Annotated in this window: 15 protein-coding genes; 13 read left to right on the plus strand and 2 right to left on the minus strand. The window is 74.5% G+C overall.

Annotated features, from left to right (window positions below):
* Positions 1-11: 11 nt before the first annotated feature.
* Positions 12-872: a DUF3105 domain-containing protein gene (locus ACJTNH_RS04315; RefSeq protein WP_458173037.1), complete on the minus strand. Its 861-nt coding sequence runs from the start codon at positions 870-872 to the stop codon at positions 12-14.
* A gap of 216 nt (positions 873-1088) precedes the next feature.
* On the opposite strand from ACJTNH_RS04315, the gene argS reads away from it, so the two are divergent.
* The 9 genes from argS to prmC all read left to right on the plus strand — a co-directional run bounded on the left by argS (position 1089) and on the right by prmC (position 12718).
* Complete coding sequence (argS, locus tag ACJTNH_RS04320) at positions 1089-2750, plus strand: arginine--tRNA ligase (RefSeq protein WP_458173038.1); 1662 nt, start codon at positions 1089-1091, stop codon at positions 2748-2750.
* Positions 2747-4240, plus strand: a complete 1494-nt coding sequence (gene lysA, locus ACJTNH_RS04325; protein WP_458173039.1) for a diaminopimelate decarboxylase — start codon at positions 2747-2749, stop codon at positions 4238-4240. The genes argS and lysA overlap by 4 nt, the downstream gene beginning before the upstream one ends.
* Entirely contained in the window at positions 4237-5532 is a 1296-nt protein-coding gene (locus tag ACJTNH_RS04330) for a homoserine dehydrogenase (protein WP_458173040.1), read from the plus strand. Before lysA ends, ACJTNH_RS04330 begins: the two co-directional genes overlap by 4 nt.
* Positions 5533-5569: 37 nt before the next feature.
* A complete protein-coding gene (gene thrC, locus ACJTNH_RS04335) occupies positions 5570-6661 on the plus strand; it encodes a threonine synthase (protein ID WP_458173041.1) in 1092 nt (363 codons plus the stop codon).
* A 7-nt stretch (positions 6662-6668) separates the two neighbouring features.
* Positions 6669-7610: a homoserine kinase gene (gene thrB, locus ACJTNH_RS04340; RefSeq protein ID WP_458173042.1), complete on the plus strand. Its 942-nt coding sequence runs from the start codon at positions 6669-6671 to the stop codon at positions 7608-7610.
* A gap of 282 nt (positions 7611-7892) precedes the next feature.
* Complete coding sequence (gene rho, locus ACJTNH_RS04345) at positions 7893-10166, plus strand: transcription termination factor Rho (RefSeq protein WP_458173043.1); 2274 nt, start codon at positions 7893-7895, stop codon at positions 10164-10166.
* A gap of 187 nt (positions 10167-10353) precedes the next feature.
* The gene (gene rpmE / locus ACJTNH_RS04350) at positions 10354-10578 is read left to right on the plus strand and encodes a 50S ribosomal protein L31 (RefSeq protein ID WP_458173044.1); all 225 of its coding nucleotides are present in this window, start codon (positions 10354-10356) and stop codon (positions 10576-10578) included.
* 191 nt (positions 10579-10769) lie between these two features.
* On the plus strand, positions 10770-11846 hold the full coding sequence (gene prfA, locus ACJTNH_RS04355) for a peptide chain release factor 1 (RefSeq protein ID WP_458173045.1): 1077 nt from the start codon (positions 10770-10772) through the stop codon (positions 11844-11846).
* A gap of 11 nt (positions 11847-11857) precedes the next feature.
* Complete coding sequence (prmC, locus tag ACJTNH_RS04360; protein WP_458173046.1) at positions 11858-12718, plus strand: peptide chain release factor N(5)-glutamine methyltransferase; 861 nt, start codon at positions 11858-11860, stop codon at positions 12716-12718.
* Here prmC and ACJTNH_RS04365 read toward each other — a convergent pair.
* A complete protein-coding gene (locus tag ACJTNH_RS04365; RefSeq protein ID WP_458173047.1) occupies positions 12688-13503 on the minus strand; it encodes an endo alpha-1,4 polygalactosaminidase in 816 nt (271 codons plus the stop codon). The genes prmC and ACJTNH_RS04365 overlap by 31 nt on opposite strands.
* Positions 13504-13536: 33 nt before the next feature.
* Between ACJTNH_RS04365 and ACJTNH_RS04370 the strand changes: the two genes are divergently transcribed.
* From ACJTNH_RS04370 to ACJTNH_RS04385, 4 genes are all read left to right on the plus strand, one after another.
* A complete protein-coding gene (locus tag ACJTNH_RS04370) occupies positions 13537-14178 on the plus strand; it encodes an L-threonylcarbamoyladenylate synthase (RefSeq protein WP_458173048.1) in 642 nt (213 codons plus the stop codon).
* A 131-nt stretch (positions 14179-14309) separates the two neighbouring features.
* Complete coding sequence (locus tag ACJTNH_RS04375; protein WP_458173049.1) at positions 14310-15617, plus strand: serine hydroxymethyltransferase; 1308 nt, start codon at positions 14310-14312, stop codon at positions 15615-15617.
* Between the two features lie 4 nt (positions 15618-15621).
* Complete coding sequence (locus ACJTNH_RS04380; RefSeq protein WP_458173050.1) at positions 15622-16887, plus strand: glycosyltransferase family 4 protein; 1266 nt, start codon at positions 15622-15624, stop codon at positions 16885-16887.
* Positions 16884-17375, plus strand: a complete 492-nt coding sequence (locus ACJTNH_RS04385) for a hypothetical protein (protein WP_458173051.1) — start codon at positions 16884-16886, stop codon at positions 17373-17375. The genes ACJTNH_RS04380 and ACJTNH_RS04385 overlap by 4 nt, the downstream gene beginning before the upstream one ends.
* Positions 17376-17417 lie beyond the last annotated feature (42 nt).

Raw genomic sequence — 17417 nt, forward strand, 5'->3', positions numbered from 1 at the left:
GGCGCTGGAGGTCAGGGGGTGCTGGTGTCCTCGGCGGCCGGCGACGTGGTGGTCGGGGCGTCGGTGACCATCGCGTCGGTGCCCCGGCTGGGGTCGCCCTCCACGATCGGGTCGCTGATGAACAGCGGGTTCTCGCAGCTGGCCCCGATCTCGGGGTAGGCGTTCTCGATCTCCGAGTTGAACGTCATGAAGTCGACGTACTGTTCCACCCGCTCGTCGGTGGCCGAGTCGACCGACAGCTGGTGGTTCCACGACTGCAGGCTGATCGTCGAGCCGAGCCCGGCGTAGGGCGAGAGCATGAGCCCCGAGCGGCCGTCGACCAGCTCCTCGAGGGTGCTGAGGTCGGTGTCGCTGATCGCCTCCGGGTCGTAGGTGATCCAGGTCGCCCCGTGCTCCAGGCTGTGCACCGCGTTCTCGTGCCGGATGTCCACGTCGTAGACCGTGCCGGTGCAGTCGGCCCACTCGCCGTCGTGCGGCCCACCGACCGGCGGGGACTCGGTGTAGTCGACGTCGGTGGTGACGTGCTCCTGGCCGGCCGCGTACTCGTAGGACTGCAGGTCGGCGAGCTGGTCGATGCTGGTGACCCGGTTGGCGTTGGACTCGTTCACCTGCAGGACGGCGTAGGTGAGCACGGCCGCGGCGAAGACCGCGACCGCGACCGCCGCGGCGATCAGGCCCCACGGCTTCTGCTGGGTGACCACGTTGGCCGGCGGGCGGGTGCGCCCCTTGCCCTGCGGGCCGGTGGCGCGGGCGGACGTGCTGCGGCCGCCGGCGCCCTTGCCGGGCACGCCACCGGAGCGGCTGGAGCCGGACCCTCCGCGGGACGCGCCGCCTGCTCCGCGGCCGTTCTCGGGCTGGGGGTCCTTGGCCACTGCCGCTCCTCGTTGCTGTCCGTCGCTCGCGGCCGCCCGGTGATCGGTGCGCCGCTGGTCCGTGCCGGGCCGGTCCCGTACGGCGCGAGCGAGTGTAGGTCGCCGGCCTGTGCGGACCCGGCCGTCGAGTGGCGCTGCGGGTGTCGCCGTGCTCACCCTGTGGGACGGCGACCGGGCAGCTCGGAACGGGGATGCCCCGCTCCGTACGATCGAGCGGTGACACCCGAGCAGCTCAGTGACGTCGTCCGGTCCGCTGTCGCGGCGGCCGTGGAGCGCGGTGACCTCGCCGTCGCCGTCCCGGAGGACGTCGTGATCGAGCGCCCGCGCAACCCGGAGCACGGTGACTACGCCACCAACGTGGCGCTCCGGCTGGCCAAGACCGCCGGCCGCCCGCCCCGGGAGGTCGCCGAGGTGCTCGCCGGGCAGCTGCGCGACCACGACGGGGTCGCGTCGGTCGACGTGGCCGGCCCGGGGTTCCTGAACATCACCCTGGCCAAGGACGCGCTGGGGCAGATCGCCGTCCGGGTGGTCGCCGCGGGGGAGGCCTACGGACGCACCGACGTGCTCGCCGGCCAGCGGCTCAACCTGGAGTTCGTCTCGGCCAACCCCACGGGGCCGGTGCACATCGGCGGCACCCGGTGGGCCGCGGTCGGTGACGCGCTCGGCCGGCTGCTGACCGCCAGCGGGGCGCAGGTCACCCGGGAGTACTACTTCAACGACGCCGGCGCGCAGATCGACCGGTTCGCCCTCAGCCTGCTGGCCGCCGCCCACGGCCGCCCGGTCCCCGAGGACGGCTACGCCGGCGACTACATCGGGGAGATCGCCGCCCAGGTCGTCACCGCCGAGCCCGGCGTGCTGGAGCTGCCCGAGGCCGAGCAGCAGGAGCGGTTCCGGGTGCTCGGGGTCGACCTGATGTTCGCCGAGATCAAGCGGACGCTGGCCGACTTCGGCGTCGTCTTCGACGTCTACTTCTCCGAGCGCACGCTGCACGAGACGGGCGCGCTGGAGAAGGCGATCGCCCGGCTGCGGGAGCAGGGGCACGTGTTCGAGGCCGACGGTGCCGTCTGGCTGCGGACGACCACCTTCGGTGACGACAAGGACCGGGTGCTGGTCAAGGGCGACGGTGAGACGACCTACTTCGCCGCCGACTGCGCCTACTACCTGGACAAGCGCGAGCGCGGCTTCGACAAGGTCGTGATCATGCTCGGCGCCGACCACCACGGCTACATCGGCCGGTACAAGGCGCTGGTCGCCGCACTCGGCGACGACCCGGACACCAACCTGGAGATCCTGATCGGCCAGCTGGTCAACCTGGTCCGGGACGGCGAGCCGCTGCGGATGAGCAAGCGGGCCGGCACCGTCGTCCTGCTGGAGGACCTGGTCGCCGCGGTCGGTGCCGACGCCGCCCGGTACGCGCTGGCCCGGGCCTCCGTCGACCAGCAGATCGACCTGGACCTCGACCTGTGGAGCCGGCAGACCAACGACAACCCGGTCTTCTACGTGCAGTACGCGCACGCCCGGATCTCCTCGGTGCTGCGCAACGCCGCCGACCTCGGCCTGCCGCTGGGCGAGACCGGCGACGTGCAGGCCGGCCTGCTGGAGCACCCGCGGGAGGGCGACCTGCTCACCGCGCTGGGCGAGTTCCCGCGGGTGGTCGCCTCCGCCGCGGAGCTGCGCGCCCCGCACCGGGTGGCCCGCTACCTGGAGGAGCTGGCCGGCACGTACCACCGGTTCTACGACACCTGCCGGGTGCTGCCGCGCGCCGACGAGGAGGCCACCCCGCTGACCACCTCCCGGCTGTGGCTGTGCGCGGCCACCGCCACCGTGCTGCGCAACGGCCTGGCCGTGCTCGGGGTCAGCGCACCGGAGCGGATGTGAGGGCCCACCCGGCGGGTCCGCTGCACGGCAACATCGCGCCGCCTCCGGCCGCCGGGCCGGCGCCGGCCGAGCTGGGCGCACTCGACCCGCTGGTCTGGCCGCGGTCGGCCCGCCGGGTCGACGGCGAGCTCGAGCTGGGCGGACGCCGGGTGACCGACCTGGCCCGCGCGCACGGCACCCCGCTGTTCGTGCTGGACGAGGACGACTTCCGCGGCCGGGCCGCGGACTTCGCCACCGCCTTCACCGGCGCCGACGTGCACTACGCCTCCAAGGCCTTCCTCTGCGGCCAGGTGGCCCGCTGGATCGCCGACGACGGCCTGCACCTGGACGCCTGCAGCGGCAACGAGCTGGCCGTGGCGCTGGCCGCCGGCTTCCCGGCGGAGCGGATCGCGCTGCACGGCAACAACAAGTCGCTGGTCGAGCTGCAGCTGGCCGTCGAGGTGGGGATCGGGCACGTCGTGCTCGACTCCTTCGACGAGATCGACCGGCTGGTGCCGCTGGCCGAGGCCCGGGTGGCCGCCGGTGGCGCGCCGGTGCCGGTGCTGATCCGGTCGACCGTGGGCATCGAGGCGCACACCCACGAGTTCATCGCCACCGCGCACGAGGACCAGAAGTTCGGCTTCTCGCTGGCCACCGGTGACGCGCTGACCGCGGCGGTGCGGGTGATCCGGGAGCCGGCGCTGCACCTGGCCGGCCTGCACAGCCACATCGGCTCGCAGATCTTCGACACCGCCGGCTTCGAGGCCGCCGCGCACCGGGTGGTCGGCCTGATGGGCCAGGTGCACCAGGCCACCGGTGAGGTGCTCGGCGAGCTCAACCTCGGCGGTGGCTTCGGCATCGCCTACCTCGCCGAGGACGACCCGGTCACCCCCGAGGACGTCGCGGCCAAGCTGCGCTCGGTGATCGCCGCCGAGTGCGCGGCGCTGGGGCTGCCGGTGCCGCGGCTGGCCGTCGAGCCGGGCCGGGCGATCGCCGGGCCGGGCACCGTGACCCTGTACGAGATCGGCACCATCAAGCCGGTGCGGCTGGGCGCCAGCGGCGCACCGGGCACCCCCGTGGTGCGCAACTACGTCTCCGTCGACGGCGGGATGAGCGACAACATCCGCACCGCCCTCTACGACGCCAGCTACACCTGCGTGCTGGCCAACCGCGACTCCGACGCCCCGCCGGCGCTGTGCCGGGTGGTGGGCAAGCACTGCGAGAGCGGCGACGTGCTGGTGCGCGACCTGTGGCTGCCCTCCGACGTCCAGCCCGGCGACCTGCTCGCGGTCGCGGCCACCGGCGCCTACTGCTGGTCGATGGCGAGCAACTACAACTACCTGCTCAAGCCGCCGGTGGTCGCCGTCCGCGACGGTGCCGCCACCGAGATCGTCCGGCGCCAGACGCTGTCGGACGTGTTCGCCCTGGACGCCGTCCTGGCCGACCTGCCCGCCCCGAGCCCGGCGATCGACCAGCCGGCCCCCGAGCACCCCGCTGGAGCCCAGTCGTGAGTGACTCCCTCAAGGTGGCCCTGCTGGGCTGCGGCACCGTCGGCGGGGCCGTGCTGCGGCTGCTGTCCGAGCAGTCCGACGACCTCGCCGCCCGGATCGGCCGCCGGGTCGAGGTGGCCGGCGTCGCCGTCCGCCGTCCCGACCGGCACCCCGAGGTGCCGGCCGACCTGCTGACCACCGACGCCGAGGGCCTGGTCACCCGCCCCGACGTCGACCTGGTGGTCGAGGTGATCGGTGGGATCGAGCCGGCGCGGACGCTGGTCCTGGCGGCCATCGGTGCCGGCAAGTCCGTGGTCAGCGCCAACAAGGCGCTGCTGGCCGAGGACGGCGTCGCGCTGCACGCCGCCGCGGCCGAGGCCGGCGTCGACCTCTACTACGAGGCCGCCGTCGCCGGGGCGATCCCGCTGCTGCGCCCGCTGCGCGAGTCCCTCGCCGGCGACCAGCTGCGCCGGGTCGTCGGCATCGTCAACGGGACGACGAACTACATCCTGTCCCGGATGGCCGAGACCGGCGCGGGGTTCGGCGAGGCGCTGGCCGAGGCGACCGAGGCCGGGTACGCCGAGGCCGACCCGACCGCCGACGTCGACGGGTTCGACGCCGCCGCCAAGGCCGCGATCCTGGCCTCGCTGGCCTTCCACTCCCCGGTCACCGCCGGCGACGTGCACCGCGAGGGCATCTCCGCGGTCTCGGCCACCGACGTGGCCCGCGCCGCCGAGATCGGCTGCACCGTGAAGCTGCTGGCCATCTGCGAGCGGGTGCCCGGGGCCGACGGCGCGGACGACGCGGTCGCGGTGCGCGTGCACCCGGCGATGATCCCGACCACCCACCCGCTGGCCGCCGTCGGTGGCGCCTTCAACGCCGTCTTCGTCGAGGCCGAGGCCGCCGGCGAGCTGATGTTCTACGGGCAGGGCGCCGGGGGGGAACCGACCGCCAGCGCCGTGCTCGGTGACCTGGTGGCCGTGGCCCGCAACCGGCTGGCCGGTGCCGCCGGGCCGGGGACGACGGGCTACGCCGGGCTCACCGTGCGGCCGATGGCCGACACCCCCACCCGCTACCACGTGAGCCTCGACGTGGCCGACGTGCCGGGTGTGCTGGCGACCGTGGCGCAGGAGTTCGCCGCGCACGGCGTCAGCATCGCCACCGTCCGCCAGGACGGGCACGGCGACGCCGCCACGCTGGTGATCGTCACCCACCGGGCGCCGGACTCCGCGCTGGCGGCGACGGTGACCCGGCTGCGGGGCATGTCGGCCGTCCGGGGCGTGACCAGCGTGCTGCGGGTGGAGGGACTGTGAGCGGGGCGATCCGCGGGAGTGGACGGGTGAGGCTGTCATGAGCACGGAGCTGCCGACCGGCCTGCGCGGCGCGGTCTCGCCGTACTGGCCCGGCCTGATCGAGGCCTACCGGCACCGGCTGCCGGTGAGCCCGGCCACGCCGGTGGTGACCCTGCAGGAGGGGGCGACCCCGCTGGTGCACGCCGCGGAGCTCTCCCGGCGCACCGGCTGCGAGGTGTGGCTGAAGGTCGAGGGCGCCAACCCGACCGGGTCGTTCAAGGACCGCGGAATGACCATGGCGATCACCAAGGCGCTGGAGGAGGGCGCCAAGGCGGTCATCTGCGCCTCCACCGGCAACACGAGCGCGAGCGCGGCCGCCTACGCCGCGCGGGCCGGGCTGGTGTGCGCCGTGCTGGTGCCGCAGGGCAAGATCGCCACCGGCAAGCTCGCCCAGGCGCTGGTGCACGGGGCGAAGCTGCTGCAGGTCGAGGGCAACTTCGACGACTGCCTGGCGCTGGCCAGCAAGCTGGCCATCGACTACCCGGTGAGCCTGGTCAACAGCGTCAACCAGTACCGGATCGAGGGGCAGAAGACCGCCTCGTTCGAGATCGTCGACGTCCTCGGCGACGCCCCCGACGTGCACTGCCTGCCGGTCGGCAACGCCGGCAACATCACCGCCTACTGGCAGGGCTACCGCGAGTACGCCGCCGACGGTCCGGCCACCCGCACCCCGCGGATGTGGGGCTTCCAGGCCGCCGGTGCGGCGCCGATCGTCACCGGCGCGGTCGTCGAGCAGCCCAGCACCATCGCCACCGCGATCCGGATCGGCAACCCGGCGTCCTGGACCAAGGCGCTCACCGCCCGCGACGACTCCGGTGGCCGGATCGACGCGGTCACCGACCGGGCGATCCTGGCCGCGTACCGGCTGCTGGCCCGCAGCGAGGCCGTGTTCGTGGAGCCCGCCTCGGCCGCCTCGGTCGCCGGCCTGCTGCAGGTCGCCGAGGCCGGCGGCCTGGAGCCCGGCCAGCGGGTGGTCTGCACGGTCACCGGCAACGGCCTCAAGGACCCGGAGTGGGCCATCTCCGGCGCGCCGGCGCCGGTCACCATCCCGGTCGACGCCGCCGCCGCTGCCGCGCAGCTCGGGCTCTGACGCCGTCGTGAGCGCCCGCCCGACCGCCGTCGGCGTCCGCGTGCCGGCGACGAGTGCCAACCTGGGGCCGGCGTTCGACTGCGCCGGCCTGGCGCTGAGCTGCTGGGACTCCCTCGACGTCGCGGTCACCGACGGCGGGCTGGTCGTCGAGGTCACCGGTGAGGGCGCCGGCGAGCTGCCGGCCGACGAGTCGCACCTGGTGGTCCAGGCGTTCCGGGCGGCGTGCGCGGAGCTGGACTGGACGCCGCCGGGCCTGCGCCTGAGCGCGCACAACGGCATCCCGCAGGGGCGGGGGATGGGCTCCTCGGCCGCCGCGGTGACCGCCGGGGTGCTCGCCGCCTGGGCGCTGTGCCCCGACGTGGCCGAGATCGACCAGGCGGCCGTGCTGCGGCTGTGCTCCGCGCTGGAGGGGCATCCCGACAACGTGGCCCCGTGCCTGCTCGGCGGGGCCACGCTGTCCTGGACGACGTCCACCGGTGCCCGCGCCGTGCGGCTGGACGTCGACCCGCGGATCGTGCCGGTGCTGTTCGTGCCGGGCACGACGCTCTCCACCCACCTGGCCCGGGGGCTGCTGCCGGCCCACGTGCCGCACGCCGACGCCGCCCACGCGGCGGGCCGGGCGGCGCTGCTGGTGCACGCCCTGACCGCCGATCCCGGGCTGCTGACCGAGGCGACCGAGGACCGGCTGCACCAGGCGCAGCGGGCCCCGGCGATGCCGGACAGCGCGGCGCTGCTGACCCGGCTGCGGGCCGACGGTCACGCCGCGGTGGTGTCGGGGGCGGGCCCGTGCGTGCTCGCGCTGGCCGTCCTGGACGAGGCGGAGGGCGCCGCTGACCTGGGTGCCTCCGTCGAGGTCACCCGCTTGCGGGCCGCCACGCCGCCGGGGTGGGAGTGCCGCCCGCTGCAGGTCGACGCCGCGGGGGCGGTCGTGCTCCCAGCGGGCAGGTGATCACGGTGCGGTATCGTTCCGGGCGTCTGGAACACACCGGTGACGGACTGTGTTGTGGGCGATGTCGGCCTGTGTCTAGGCTGACGACGTAGCCGCCTCCGGGCGTTGCTCCACGCGGGAGCGTCGCAGACGGTCGATCCGTCGCCGCTGATCCTCGCCCCGCATCCACAGACCCGTGCTCTCCCGATCGACGCCTCGAGTCCACGAGCGGGCTCCCGCCGTCTGGGACCGGGTCCCCTCCTGCGCTGCCAGGCGCAGGTCACCGCAGGGAAGGACCTGTACGTGAGCGAGACCACCGACCTCCTCGACGGCGCGCACGACGCCGCCCCGTCCGACGAGGCAGCTGCCGGCAGCGGAACGGCTCCCCGTTCCCGCCGCCGTGGCAGCGGGCTGTCCGGCATGCTGCTGCCCGAGCTGCAGCGCCTGGCCGCCGAACTGGGCATCCCCGGCACCGGCAAGATGCGCAAGAGCGACCTGGTCGCCGCCATCTCCGAGCGGCAGGTCGGCGGCGACGCGGGCTCGGCCCCGGTTTCGAGCACCCCCGCCGCGACCACCCCGGCCGCCCCTGCGCCGCGCACCGAGGACGCCGTCACCGGTGGTGTGGCCACCTCGGCCGCCCCGCTGGAGGCGCCGATCAGCGGCGGCGGCAACGGTGGCCCGATCACCGCCGGCCCGGCGCAGCGCAGCGACGACACCCCGACCGAGGGTGCCCCCACCGGCCGTCGCCGCCGGGGTGCGAGCCGCCCGGCCGGCGCGCCGGCCGCTGACGCCCCCGCCGCGGAGGCGGCACCGGCCGCAGCCGCCGACGTGCAGACCACCGACGCCGGCGAGTCGCCGGCCGCGGCCGGTGAGGAGCGCGGCGAGGGCGAGCGTCCGCAGCGCAGCCGCCGGGAGCGCGGGGACCGTGCCCCCCGGGACGGCAGCGACCGCGACGACCGCGGCAGCCGCGATGGCTCCGCCCGTGACGGCTCGGCCCGTGACGGTTCTGCCCGTGACGGCTCTGCTCGTGACGGTTCTGGCCGGGACGCCGAGGAGCGCGGCGGTCGCAACCGGGCCGACGGTGACAGCGGCCGGAACCGCGGCGAGGCCGACAACGGCCGGAACCGCGGCGAGGCCGACAACGGCCGGAACCGGGGCGACGGCGAGAACGGCCGGAACCGGGCCGAGGGCGAGGGCCGCAACGGCCGCAACGAGCGGGGCAACCGCAATGACAGCGGCCGGGACGGCAACCGCAACGACGCTGGCGCCAACCGCAACGACGCCCGCAACGACTCCCGCAACGACGAGGACGACGACGACTTCGAGGGCGGTCGCGGTCGCCGCGGCCGGCGGTACCGCGACCGGAACCGTCGCGGTGGCAACGCCGGCGGCGGGCGCGAGCGCTTCGACCAGGGCGAGCCCACGGTCAGCGAGGACGACGTCCTGCTCCCGGTCGCCGGGATCCTCGACGTGCTGGACAGCTACGCGTTCGTCCGCACCTCGGGTTACCTGACCGGGCCGAACGACGTCTACGTCTCGCTGTCCCAGGTGCGCCGGTACGGCCTGCGTCGCGGCGACGCCATCACCGGCGCCGTCCGCCAGCCCCGTGAGGGCGAGCGCAAGGACAAGTACAACGCACTGGTCCGGCTCGACTCGGTCAACGGCCTGGATCCCGAGCAGGCCCGCAACCGGCCCGAGTTCACCAAGCTGACCCCGCTCTACCCGCAGGACCGCCTGCGGCTGGAGACCGAGCCGCATCTGATGACCACCCGGCTCATCGACCTGGTCATGCCGATCGGCAAGGGGCAGCGGGCGCTGATCGTCAGCCCGCCGAAGGCCGGCAAGACGATGGTGCTGCAGTCGATCGCCAACGCGATCACGACCAACAACCCCGAGGTCCACCTCATGGTGGTGCTGGTCGACGAGCGGCCCGAAGAGGTCACCGACATGCAGCGCTCGGTGAAGGGCGAGGTCATCGCCTCGACCTTCGACCGGCCCCCGGCCGACCACACCACGGTCGCCGAGCTGTCGATCGAGCGGGCCAAGCGCCTGGTCGAGATGGGCCACGACGTCGTCGTCCTGCTGGACTCGATCACCCGGCTGGGCCGCGCCTACAACCTGGCGGCCCCCGCCTCCGGGCGCATCCTCTCCGGTGGTGTCGACTCCACGGCGCTCTACCCGCCCAAGCGCTTCCTCGGCGCCGCCCGCAACATCGAGAACGGCGGCTCGCTGACGATCATCGCCTCGGCGCTCGTCGAGACCGGGTCGACGATGGACACGGTCATCTTCGAGGAGTTCAAGGGCACCGGGAACGCCGAGATCAAGCTGGACCGGCGGCTGGCCGACAAGCGGGTCTTCCCCGCCGTCGACGTCAACGCCTCGGGCACCCGCAAGGAGGAGATCCTCCTCTCGCCCGACGAGCTGGCCATCGTGATCAAGCTGCGCCGGGTGATGTCGGCCCTGGAGCCCCAGCAGGCGCTGGAGCTGCTGCTCGACCGGATGCGCAAGACGCGCAACAACGTCGAGTTCCTGATGCAGGTGCAGAAGACCACGCTCGGCGTCAACGAGAAGGACTGAGGGCCTCCCTGCCCCCCGCCACGAGCAAGCTCGCGACGGGGCCCTGCAGGGAGGCCGGGGGCGGCCTCTGCAAGGGGGCCGTCCCCGTACGTCGCCCGGGCCGTACACTGGCCCGTCGAGCCTCCGTCGCCGTCACCGGCGGCGTCCGAACGACCAGATCCCGAGACCAGAGAGAGGGTGTACCGGCATGAAGGCCGACATCCACCCGGACTACCACGTCACCACGGTGACCTGCGGTTGCGGCAACACGTTCCAGACCAAGAGCACGGCGCCCGGCGGCACGATGACCGTCGAGACCTGCTCGGCCTGCCACCCCTTCTACACGGGCAAGCAGCGCATCCTGGACACCGGTGGCCGCGTCGCCCGCTTCGAGAAGCGGTTCGGCAAGCGCAACGCCGGCGCCGACAAGTAGCACCCTCGACGGCGCCCGCACCGCCCCTTCCCGGGGCGGGGCGGGCGCCGTCGTCATGTCCGCCCCACCGCGCGGATCGGACACCCACGCTCTCGCGCGATAAAGCACCCGCGGTTTCGCGCGATAAAGCACCCGCGGTCTCGCGCGATCACGCGCGTGGTCTCGCGCGAACGAGTACTCGAGGAGCCCGAGTGAGCAGCACCGACGCCGGCAGCGACCGGCTCGCCGGCCTGCTCGCCGAGCACCGCGAGCTGGAGGCCGAGCTGGCCGACCCCGCGGTCCACGCCGACGCCGCGCGCGCCCGGCGGCTGGGCCGGCGCTACGCCCAGCTCGCCCCGGTGGTGGAGACCTCCCGGGCCCTGGACGCCGCCACCGACGACCTGGCCACGGCACGGGAACTGGGCGCCGAGGACCCGTCGTTCGCGCGCGAGGCCGAGCACCTGCAGGGCACCGTCACCGAGCTGACCGCCCGGCTGACCGAGCTGCTGCTGCCCAAGGACCCCGACGACGACAAGGACGTCATCCTCGAGATCAAGGCGGGGGAGGGCGGGGCCGAGTCGGCGCTGTTCGCCGGCGACCTGCTGCGGATGTACCTGCGGTACGCCGAGCGGCGCGGCTGGGCCACCGAGGTGCTCGACGCCGTCCCCGCCGAGCTGGGCGGCTACAAGGACGTCGCCGTGGCGATCAAGTCCCGCACGGACGAGGGCGTGTTCGCCCGGCTGAAGTTCGAGGCCGGCGTACACCGGGTGCAGCGGGTCCCGGTGACCGAGTCCCAGGGGCGCATCCACACCTCGGCGGTGGGCGTCCTGGTGCTGCCCGAGGCCGAGGAGGTCGACGTCAGCGTCGACCCGGGCGACCTGCGGATCGACGTCTTCCGCTCGTCGGGGCCCGGCGGGCAGAGCGTCAACACCACCGACTCCGCCGTCCGGATCACCCACCTGCCCACCGGCATCGTGGTCAGCTCGCAGAACGAGAAGAGCCAGCTGCAGAACCGGGAGTCGGCGCTGCGGGTGCTGCGCGCCCGGTTGCTGGCCGCCGCCCGCGAGGAGGCCGAGGCCACCGCCTCCGACCAGCGGCGCAGCCAGGTGCGGACGGTCGACCGCAGCGAGCGGGTGCGCACCTACAACTTCCCGGAGAGCCGGCTGTCCGACCACCGGGTGGGCTTCAAGGCGCACAACCTGGACCAGGTGCTGGACGGCGACCTCGACCCGGTGCTGGACGCGCTCACCGCGGCCGCCACCGCCGAGCTGCTGGCGGCCGGCTCCTGACCGCCGCCCGGGTGCTGGTCGCCGACGCCGCCCGCCGGCTCGCCGCGGCCGGCGTGGAGTCGCCGCGGGTGGACGCCGAGCTGCTGCTGTGCGCCGTCCTGGGCACCACCCGCACCGCGCTGCTGACCCTCGGTGAGGTGCCGGCCGGGCCGGCCGACCGGTTCGCCGCCCTGGTCGAGGAGCGCGCCGCCCGGGTGCCGCTGCAGCACCTCACCGGGACCGCCCCGTTCCGGCACGTCGAGCTGGCGGTCGGGCCGGGGGTCTTCGTGCCCCGGCCGGAGACCGAGCTGATCGCCGGCTGGGTGCTCGACCGGATCGCCGGCCTGACCGGGCCCACCGTGGTCGACCTGGGCGCCGGGTCCGGGGCGATCGCGCTGTCGGTGGCCCACGAGCACCCCGGCGCCCGGGTGGTCGCCGTCGAGCGCGACGCGGGTGCGATCGAGTGGACCCGGCACAACGCCGCCACCCGGGCCGCGGCCGGCGACACCCCGGTCGAGGTGCTGGCCGGGGACATGACCGACCCGCAGCTGCTGACCGAGCTGGACGGCACGGTCGACGTGGTCGTCTCCAACCCGCCGTACGTGCCCGACGGTGCCCGGCTGCCGCAGGAGGTCGCCGACCACGACCCGCCGCTGGCGCTGTGGGGTGGCCCGGACGGGCTGGACGTCGTCCGTGGCCTGCTCGGCACCGCCGCGCGGTTGCTGCGCCCGGGTGGCTGGCTGGGCATCGAGCACGCCGACCAGCAGGGCAGCTCGCTGCCGGAGATGGTGCGCAGGCACGGCCGGTGGGCCGGGGTCGCCGACCACGCCGACCTGGCCGGCCGGCCGCGCTACACGACCGCTCAGCTGGCTGGGCACCACGCCGCGACGTAGCCCCGGCCCCCGGGGACGGTGACCGCGAGGTCGCGCCGCTGCACGCTGATGCCCGGCTCGCCACAGGCGTGCTCGAACCCCTCGTCGGTGTACTCCACGTCGACCACCGCGGCGCCGTACACGTCGGTGTAGGCGCCGCACTCGTCGAACTGGCCGCAGTCCTCGGTCACCGCGTAGTCGAAGCCGATGCCGGCGTCGGTCAGCTCGGCGGCGTTCTTCTGGGCGACGGCCAGGCCGTTGTGGTGCGCCCGGTCGACCAGCAGGCCGGCCATGGCGGCGGCGTCCTCGGCGTCCAGCAGCCCGCCGGACCGGGTCCAGCTGTCGAGGTTGTCCGGCTCCACCGCGTCGAACCCGTCGGCGGCGCAGCCGTCGAACCACGGACCCACGACGTCGAGGACGGCCGACCGGGAGCCGGCGGTGGAGACGTCCAGCAGGAACTCGTCGGGCCAGTCCGGGTCCGCGACCCGCTGCCCGTCGGCGTCGTGCAGCAGCAGCTCCTCGGGCCACTCGGAGCTGCCCGGCTGGGTCTGGAAGGCGTTGACGTAGCAGGCCGACCACAGCTCGGCCGCCGGCGGGTCCGTGCGGTCGCGGACGACGCCGGCGACCCCGTCGGCCGGCGGGTACGCGCCGCCCAGCTGGTAGTCGACCCGGGCGCCGGGTGGCAGGCCGGGGACCGACCGGGCCGGGTCGGGTGCCGCCTGAGGGGTCGCGGGGTCGGACCCACCACAACCGGCCAGCACCAGCAGCGTCGCCGCGATCGACGTCGCGACCCCCCACCTGTGCACGGCGACAGAGTAGGTGGGGGAGACTCCCCAGCCGTGGCCGACGTCTTCGACTGCAGTGACCCCGACCAGCGCGAGGCGGGCCTGACCGCCGCCACCCGGGCGCTGGCCCGCGGCGAGCTGGTCCTCCTCCCGACCGACACCGTCTACGGCGTGGCGGCCGACGCCTTCACCCCGGCCGCGGTCACCCGGCTGCTCGCGGCGAAGAACCGCGGCCGCAGCATGCCGGTGCCCGTGCTGATCGGTGAGGCCTCCACCCTCGCCGGTCTGGTGGACGCCGTCCCGGCCGTGGCCCACGACCTGGCCGAGGCCTTCTGGCCGGGCGGGCTGACCCTGGTGGTCGAGCACGCCAGCACCCTGGCCTGGGACCTCGGGGACGCCGACGGCACCGTCGCCGTCCGGCTGCCGGACGACGACGTCGCCCGCGACCTGCTCCGCGCGACCGGGCCGCTGGCGGTGTCCAGCGCCAACCGCTCCGGCCGGCCGGCCGCGACCACCGCGCAGGAGGCGGCCGACCAGCTCGGTGAGCACGCCGCGGTCGTGCTGGACGGGGGCCCCCGCGCCGGCTCGGCGGCCAGCACGATCATCGACTGCACCGTCCCGGCCCCGCGGGTGCTCCGGATCGGCGCGATCGACCTCGACCGGCTCCGCGAGGTCGTCCCCGAGATCACCGACTGACGCCGGGCCTGCCCCCGGCGCGGTGCGATGCGAGGCATCGCGGCGCCGCGGCGTTACCGTGGGGCGACATCCGCGTGCCCTCGTCCCGGTGCACGCGGGCCCGCGCACCGACCCGCAGGAGTGCACCCGCGATGAGCACCCCGGCCGCGATCCCCTACTGGGGGCCCGACTTCGACGCCCTGGCGGCGTTCGACCCGGAGATCTCCGGCGTCGTCACCGACGAGCTCGACCGGCTCCGCGGCGGCCTGCAGCTGATCGCCAGCGAGAACCTCACCAGCCCGGCCGTCCTCGCCGCGCTGGGCAGCACGCTGTCGAACAAGTACGCCGAGGGCTACCCCGGCCGCCGCTACTACGGCGGCTGCGAGGTGGTCGACCGCGCCGAGTCCCTGGGCATCGAGCGGGCCAAGGAGCTCTTCGGCGCCGAGCACGCCAACCTGCAGCCGCACTCCGGGGCCAGCGCCAACCTCGCCGCCTACGGTGCCTTCCTGCAGCCGGGGGACACCCTGCTGGGCATGGCGCTGCCGCACGGCGGCCACCTGACCCACGGCACCAAGGTCTCGTTCTCCGGCAAGTGGTTCAACGCGGTCCAGTACGGGGTCGACGAGAAGACCGAGCACATCGACTACGACCAGGTCCGTGACCTCGCCCGCGAGCACCGGCCCAAGCTGATCGTCGCCGGCGGGTCGGCGATCCCACGGCTGATCGACTTCGCCGCCTTCCGGGAGATCGCCGACGAGGTCGGCGCGGTCTTCATGGTCGACGCGGCGCACTTCATCGGGCTGGTCGCCGGCAAGGCGATCCCCTCGCCGGTGCCCCACGCCGACGTGGTCACCTTCACCACGCACAAGGTCCTCCGCGGCCCGCGCGGGGGAGCGATCGTCTGCCGGGCCGAGCACGCCAAGGCCATCGACAAGGCGGCCTTCCCGATGATGCAGGGCGGCCCGCTGATGCACGCCATCGCAGCCAAGGCGGTCAACCTCAAGGAGTGCCTGCAGCCCGAGTACCAGGCCTACGCCCGCCAGGTGATCACCAACGCCCAGGCGCTCACCGAGGGCCTGGCCGCCGAGGGGCTGCGCCCGGTCGCCGGCGGCACCGACACCCATCTGGCCCTGCTCGACCTGCGCGAGGTCACCGACACCGCCGGTGAGCTGGTCACCGGCAAGGTGGCCGAGGCCCGCTGCGACGCCGCCGGCATCGTGATGAACAAGAACGCCATCCCCTTCGACCCGCAGCCGGCGTCGATCGCCTCCGGCATCCGCGTCGGCACCCCGTCGGTGACCACCCAGGGGATGACGGAGACCGACATGCGGGCGATCGCCTCGCTCATCGGCACCGCGATCCGGGACGCCGACGGCTCCCGGACGGCGGAGGTCGCCGCCGGCGTGCGCGAGCTGGTCGCGGCGCATCCCGCGTACCCCGAGCCGACCCGGACCGTCTGAGCCGATGCGCGAGTACGCCGTCGTCCTCCTCGCCGCCGGCCTGGTCACCTTCCTGGCCACCCCGGTGGTGCGGGTGGCGGCGGTCCGGCTGCGGGTGATGGCCGCGGTCCGGGACCGCGACGTGCACGTCATCCCGACCCCGCGGGGCGGGGGAGTGGCGATGTACCTGGGGGTGGCCGCCGGCGTGCTCGTGGCCTCCCAGCTGCCCTCGTTGCAGCGCAGCTTCGAGTTCAACAGCCAGACCATCGCCGTGCTGGTCGCCGGTGGGCTCATCTGCCTGCTCGGCGTCCTGGACGACCGGTTCGGGCTGGACGCCCTGACCAAGCTCACCGGCCAGATCGCCGCGGCAGGGGTGATGGTGCTGCTGGGCGTGCAGCTGGCCTACGTGTTCCTGCCGGTCGCCGACATCGGCACGCTGTCCCTCGGTTCCGACGTCGGGGTGCCGGCGACGATCCTGCTCACCGTCCTGACGGTGAACGCGCTGAACTTCATCGACGGGCTGGACGGCCTGGCCGCCGGCGTCTCGGCGATCGCCGCCCTCGCCTTCTTCGCCTACAGCTACCACCTGGGGGCGGTGGGCTACGACGACGTGGCGAGCGCCCCGGCGTTGATCACCGCGGTGCTGGCCGGCGCCTGCCTGGGCTTCCTGCCGCACAACTTCAACCCCGCGCGGATCTTCATGGGCGACTCCGGGTCGATGCTCGTGGGGCTGATGCTGTCCGCGGCGGCCGTGTCGGCGACCGGGCAGACCGACTCGCAGACCCTCGGCTCGGCGGCGAGCCTGCTGCCGCTGACCTTGCCGCTGCTCGTGCCGGTCGCGGTGCTCTTCATCCCGTTCATCGACCTGCTGATGGCGGTCGTCCGCCGCACCCGCAAGGGCCAGTCGCCCTTCAGCCCGGACAAGATGCACCTGCACCACCGGCTGCTGTCCATCGGCCACTCGCACCGTCGAGCGGTGCTGATCATGTACTTCTGGGCCGCGCTGCTCAGCTCCGGCGCCGTGGCCCTGTCGATCACCGGCGGCACCGTCGAGGTGCTGGTCATCATCGGGGCGCTGCTGGTCGTCGGCGTCGTCGTCGTGCTCAGCCCGCGGGCCCGGCGGGCGGCCATCGCCGCCCGGGAGGCAGAGTTGGCGGCCATGAAGGAACGCAGCCGTGCCGCCCACCCGGCCAGTCGTGTCCTCCGGGACGGCGCAGGACCGGGCGGCGGGTCGGTGCCGGCCGGTGCCGCCGCACGCTCGTCGTCCGCGGCGGCGGGGGCACCCCGGTGAGCGCCTCGTCCGCGCAGCGGCCGCGCAGCGACGCACCCTGGGACCTGTCCTTCCTCCGGGTGGGCGCTCTGGTGGCGCTGGTCGCGACCGCCGTGGCCACCCCGGTGGTCGGGGCGGTGGCCGGGTGGACCGAGGCGCTCGGGGTGGTGGTCGGCGCCGCGGTCGTGACCGCCTTCTTCTGCGTCTCCGGGGTGGTCATCGCCTGGGCCGGGAAGGTGGACGACACCTGGACGATGCCCGCCGCCCTCGGCACCTTCGGGTTGAAGGCGTTCCTGTTGTTCCCGCTGCTCACCGGCCTGCCGGAGGACGGCTGGCTGGACCGCCGGGTGCTGGCCTGGACCGTCATCGCCGGGGCCCTGCTGTGGAGCGTGGTGCAGCTGCGCTGGGTCTGGACCCGGCAGCTGTACTACGTCCCCCCGCCGAGTGCACCGGCAGCCGCCGGGGTCCCCCGGCAGGACGACCCGGGGATCCGCCCGACAGGCGGCTGATAGTGTCCGACGCGATGGCCGAGGACAGTCCCGAAACCGGGG

This window comes from Modestobacter lacusdianchii (assembly GCF_054177765.1).

Excerpts from the sequence above, each read along its gene's own strand:
- thrC (WP_458173041.1), top strand. The coding sequence starts at position 5,570 with ATGAGCACGGAGCTGCCGACCGGCCTGCGCGGCGCGGTCTCGCCGTAC.
- rpmE (WP_458173044.1), top strand. The coding sequence starts at position 10,354 with ATGAAGGCCGACATCCACCCGGACTACCACGTCACCACGGTGACCTGC.
- ACJTNH_RS04375 (WP_458173049.1), top strand. The coding sequence starts at position 14,310 with ATGAGCACCCCGGCCGCGATCCCCTACTGGGGGCCCGACTTCGACGCC.
- ACJTNH_RS04380 (WP_458173050.1), top strand. The coding sequence starts at position 15,622 with ATGCGCGAGTACGCCGTCGTCCTCCTCGCCGCCGGCCTGGTCACCTTC.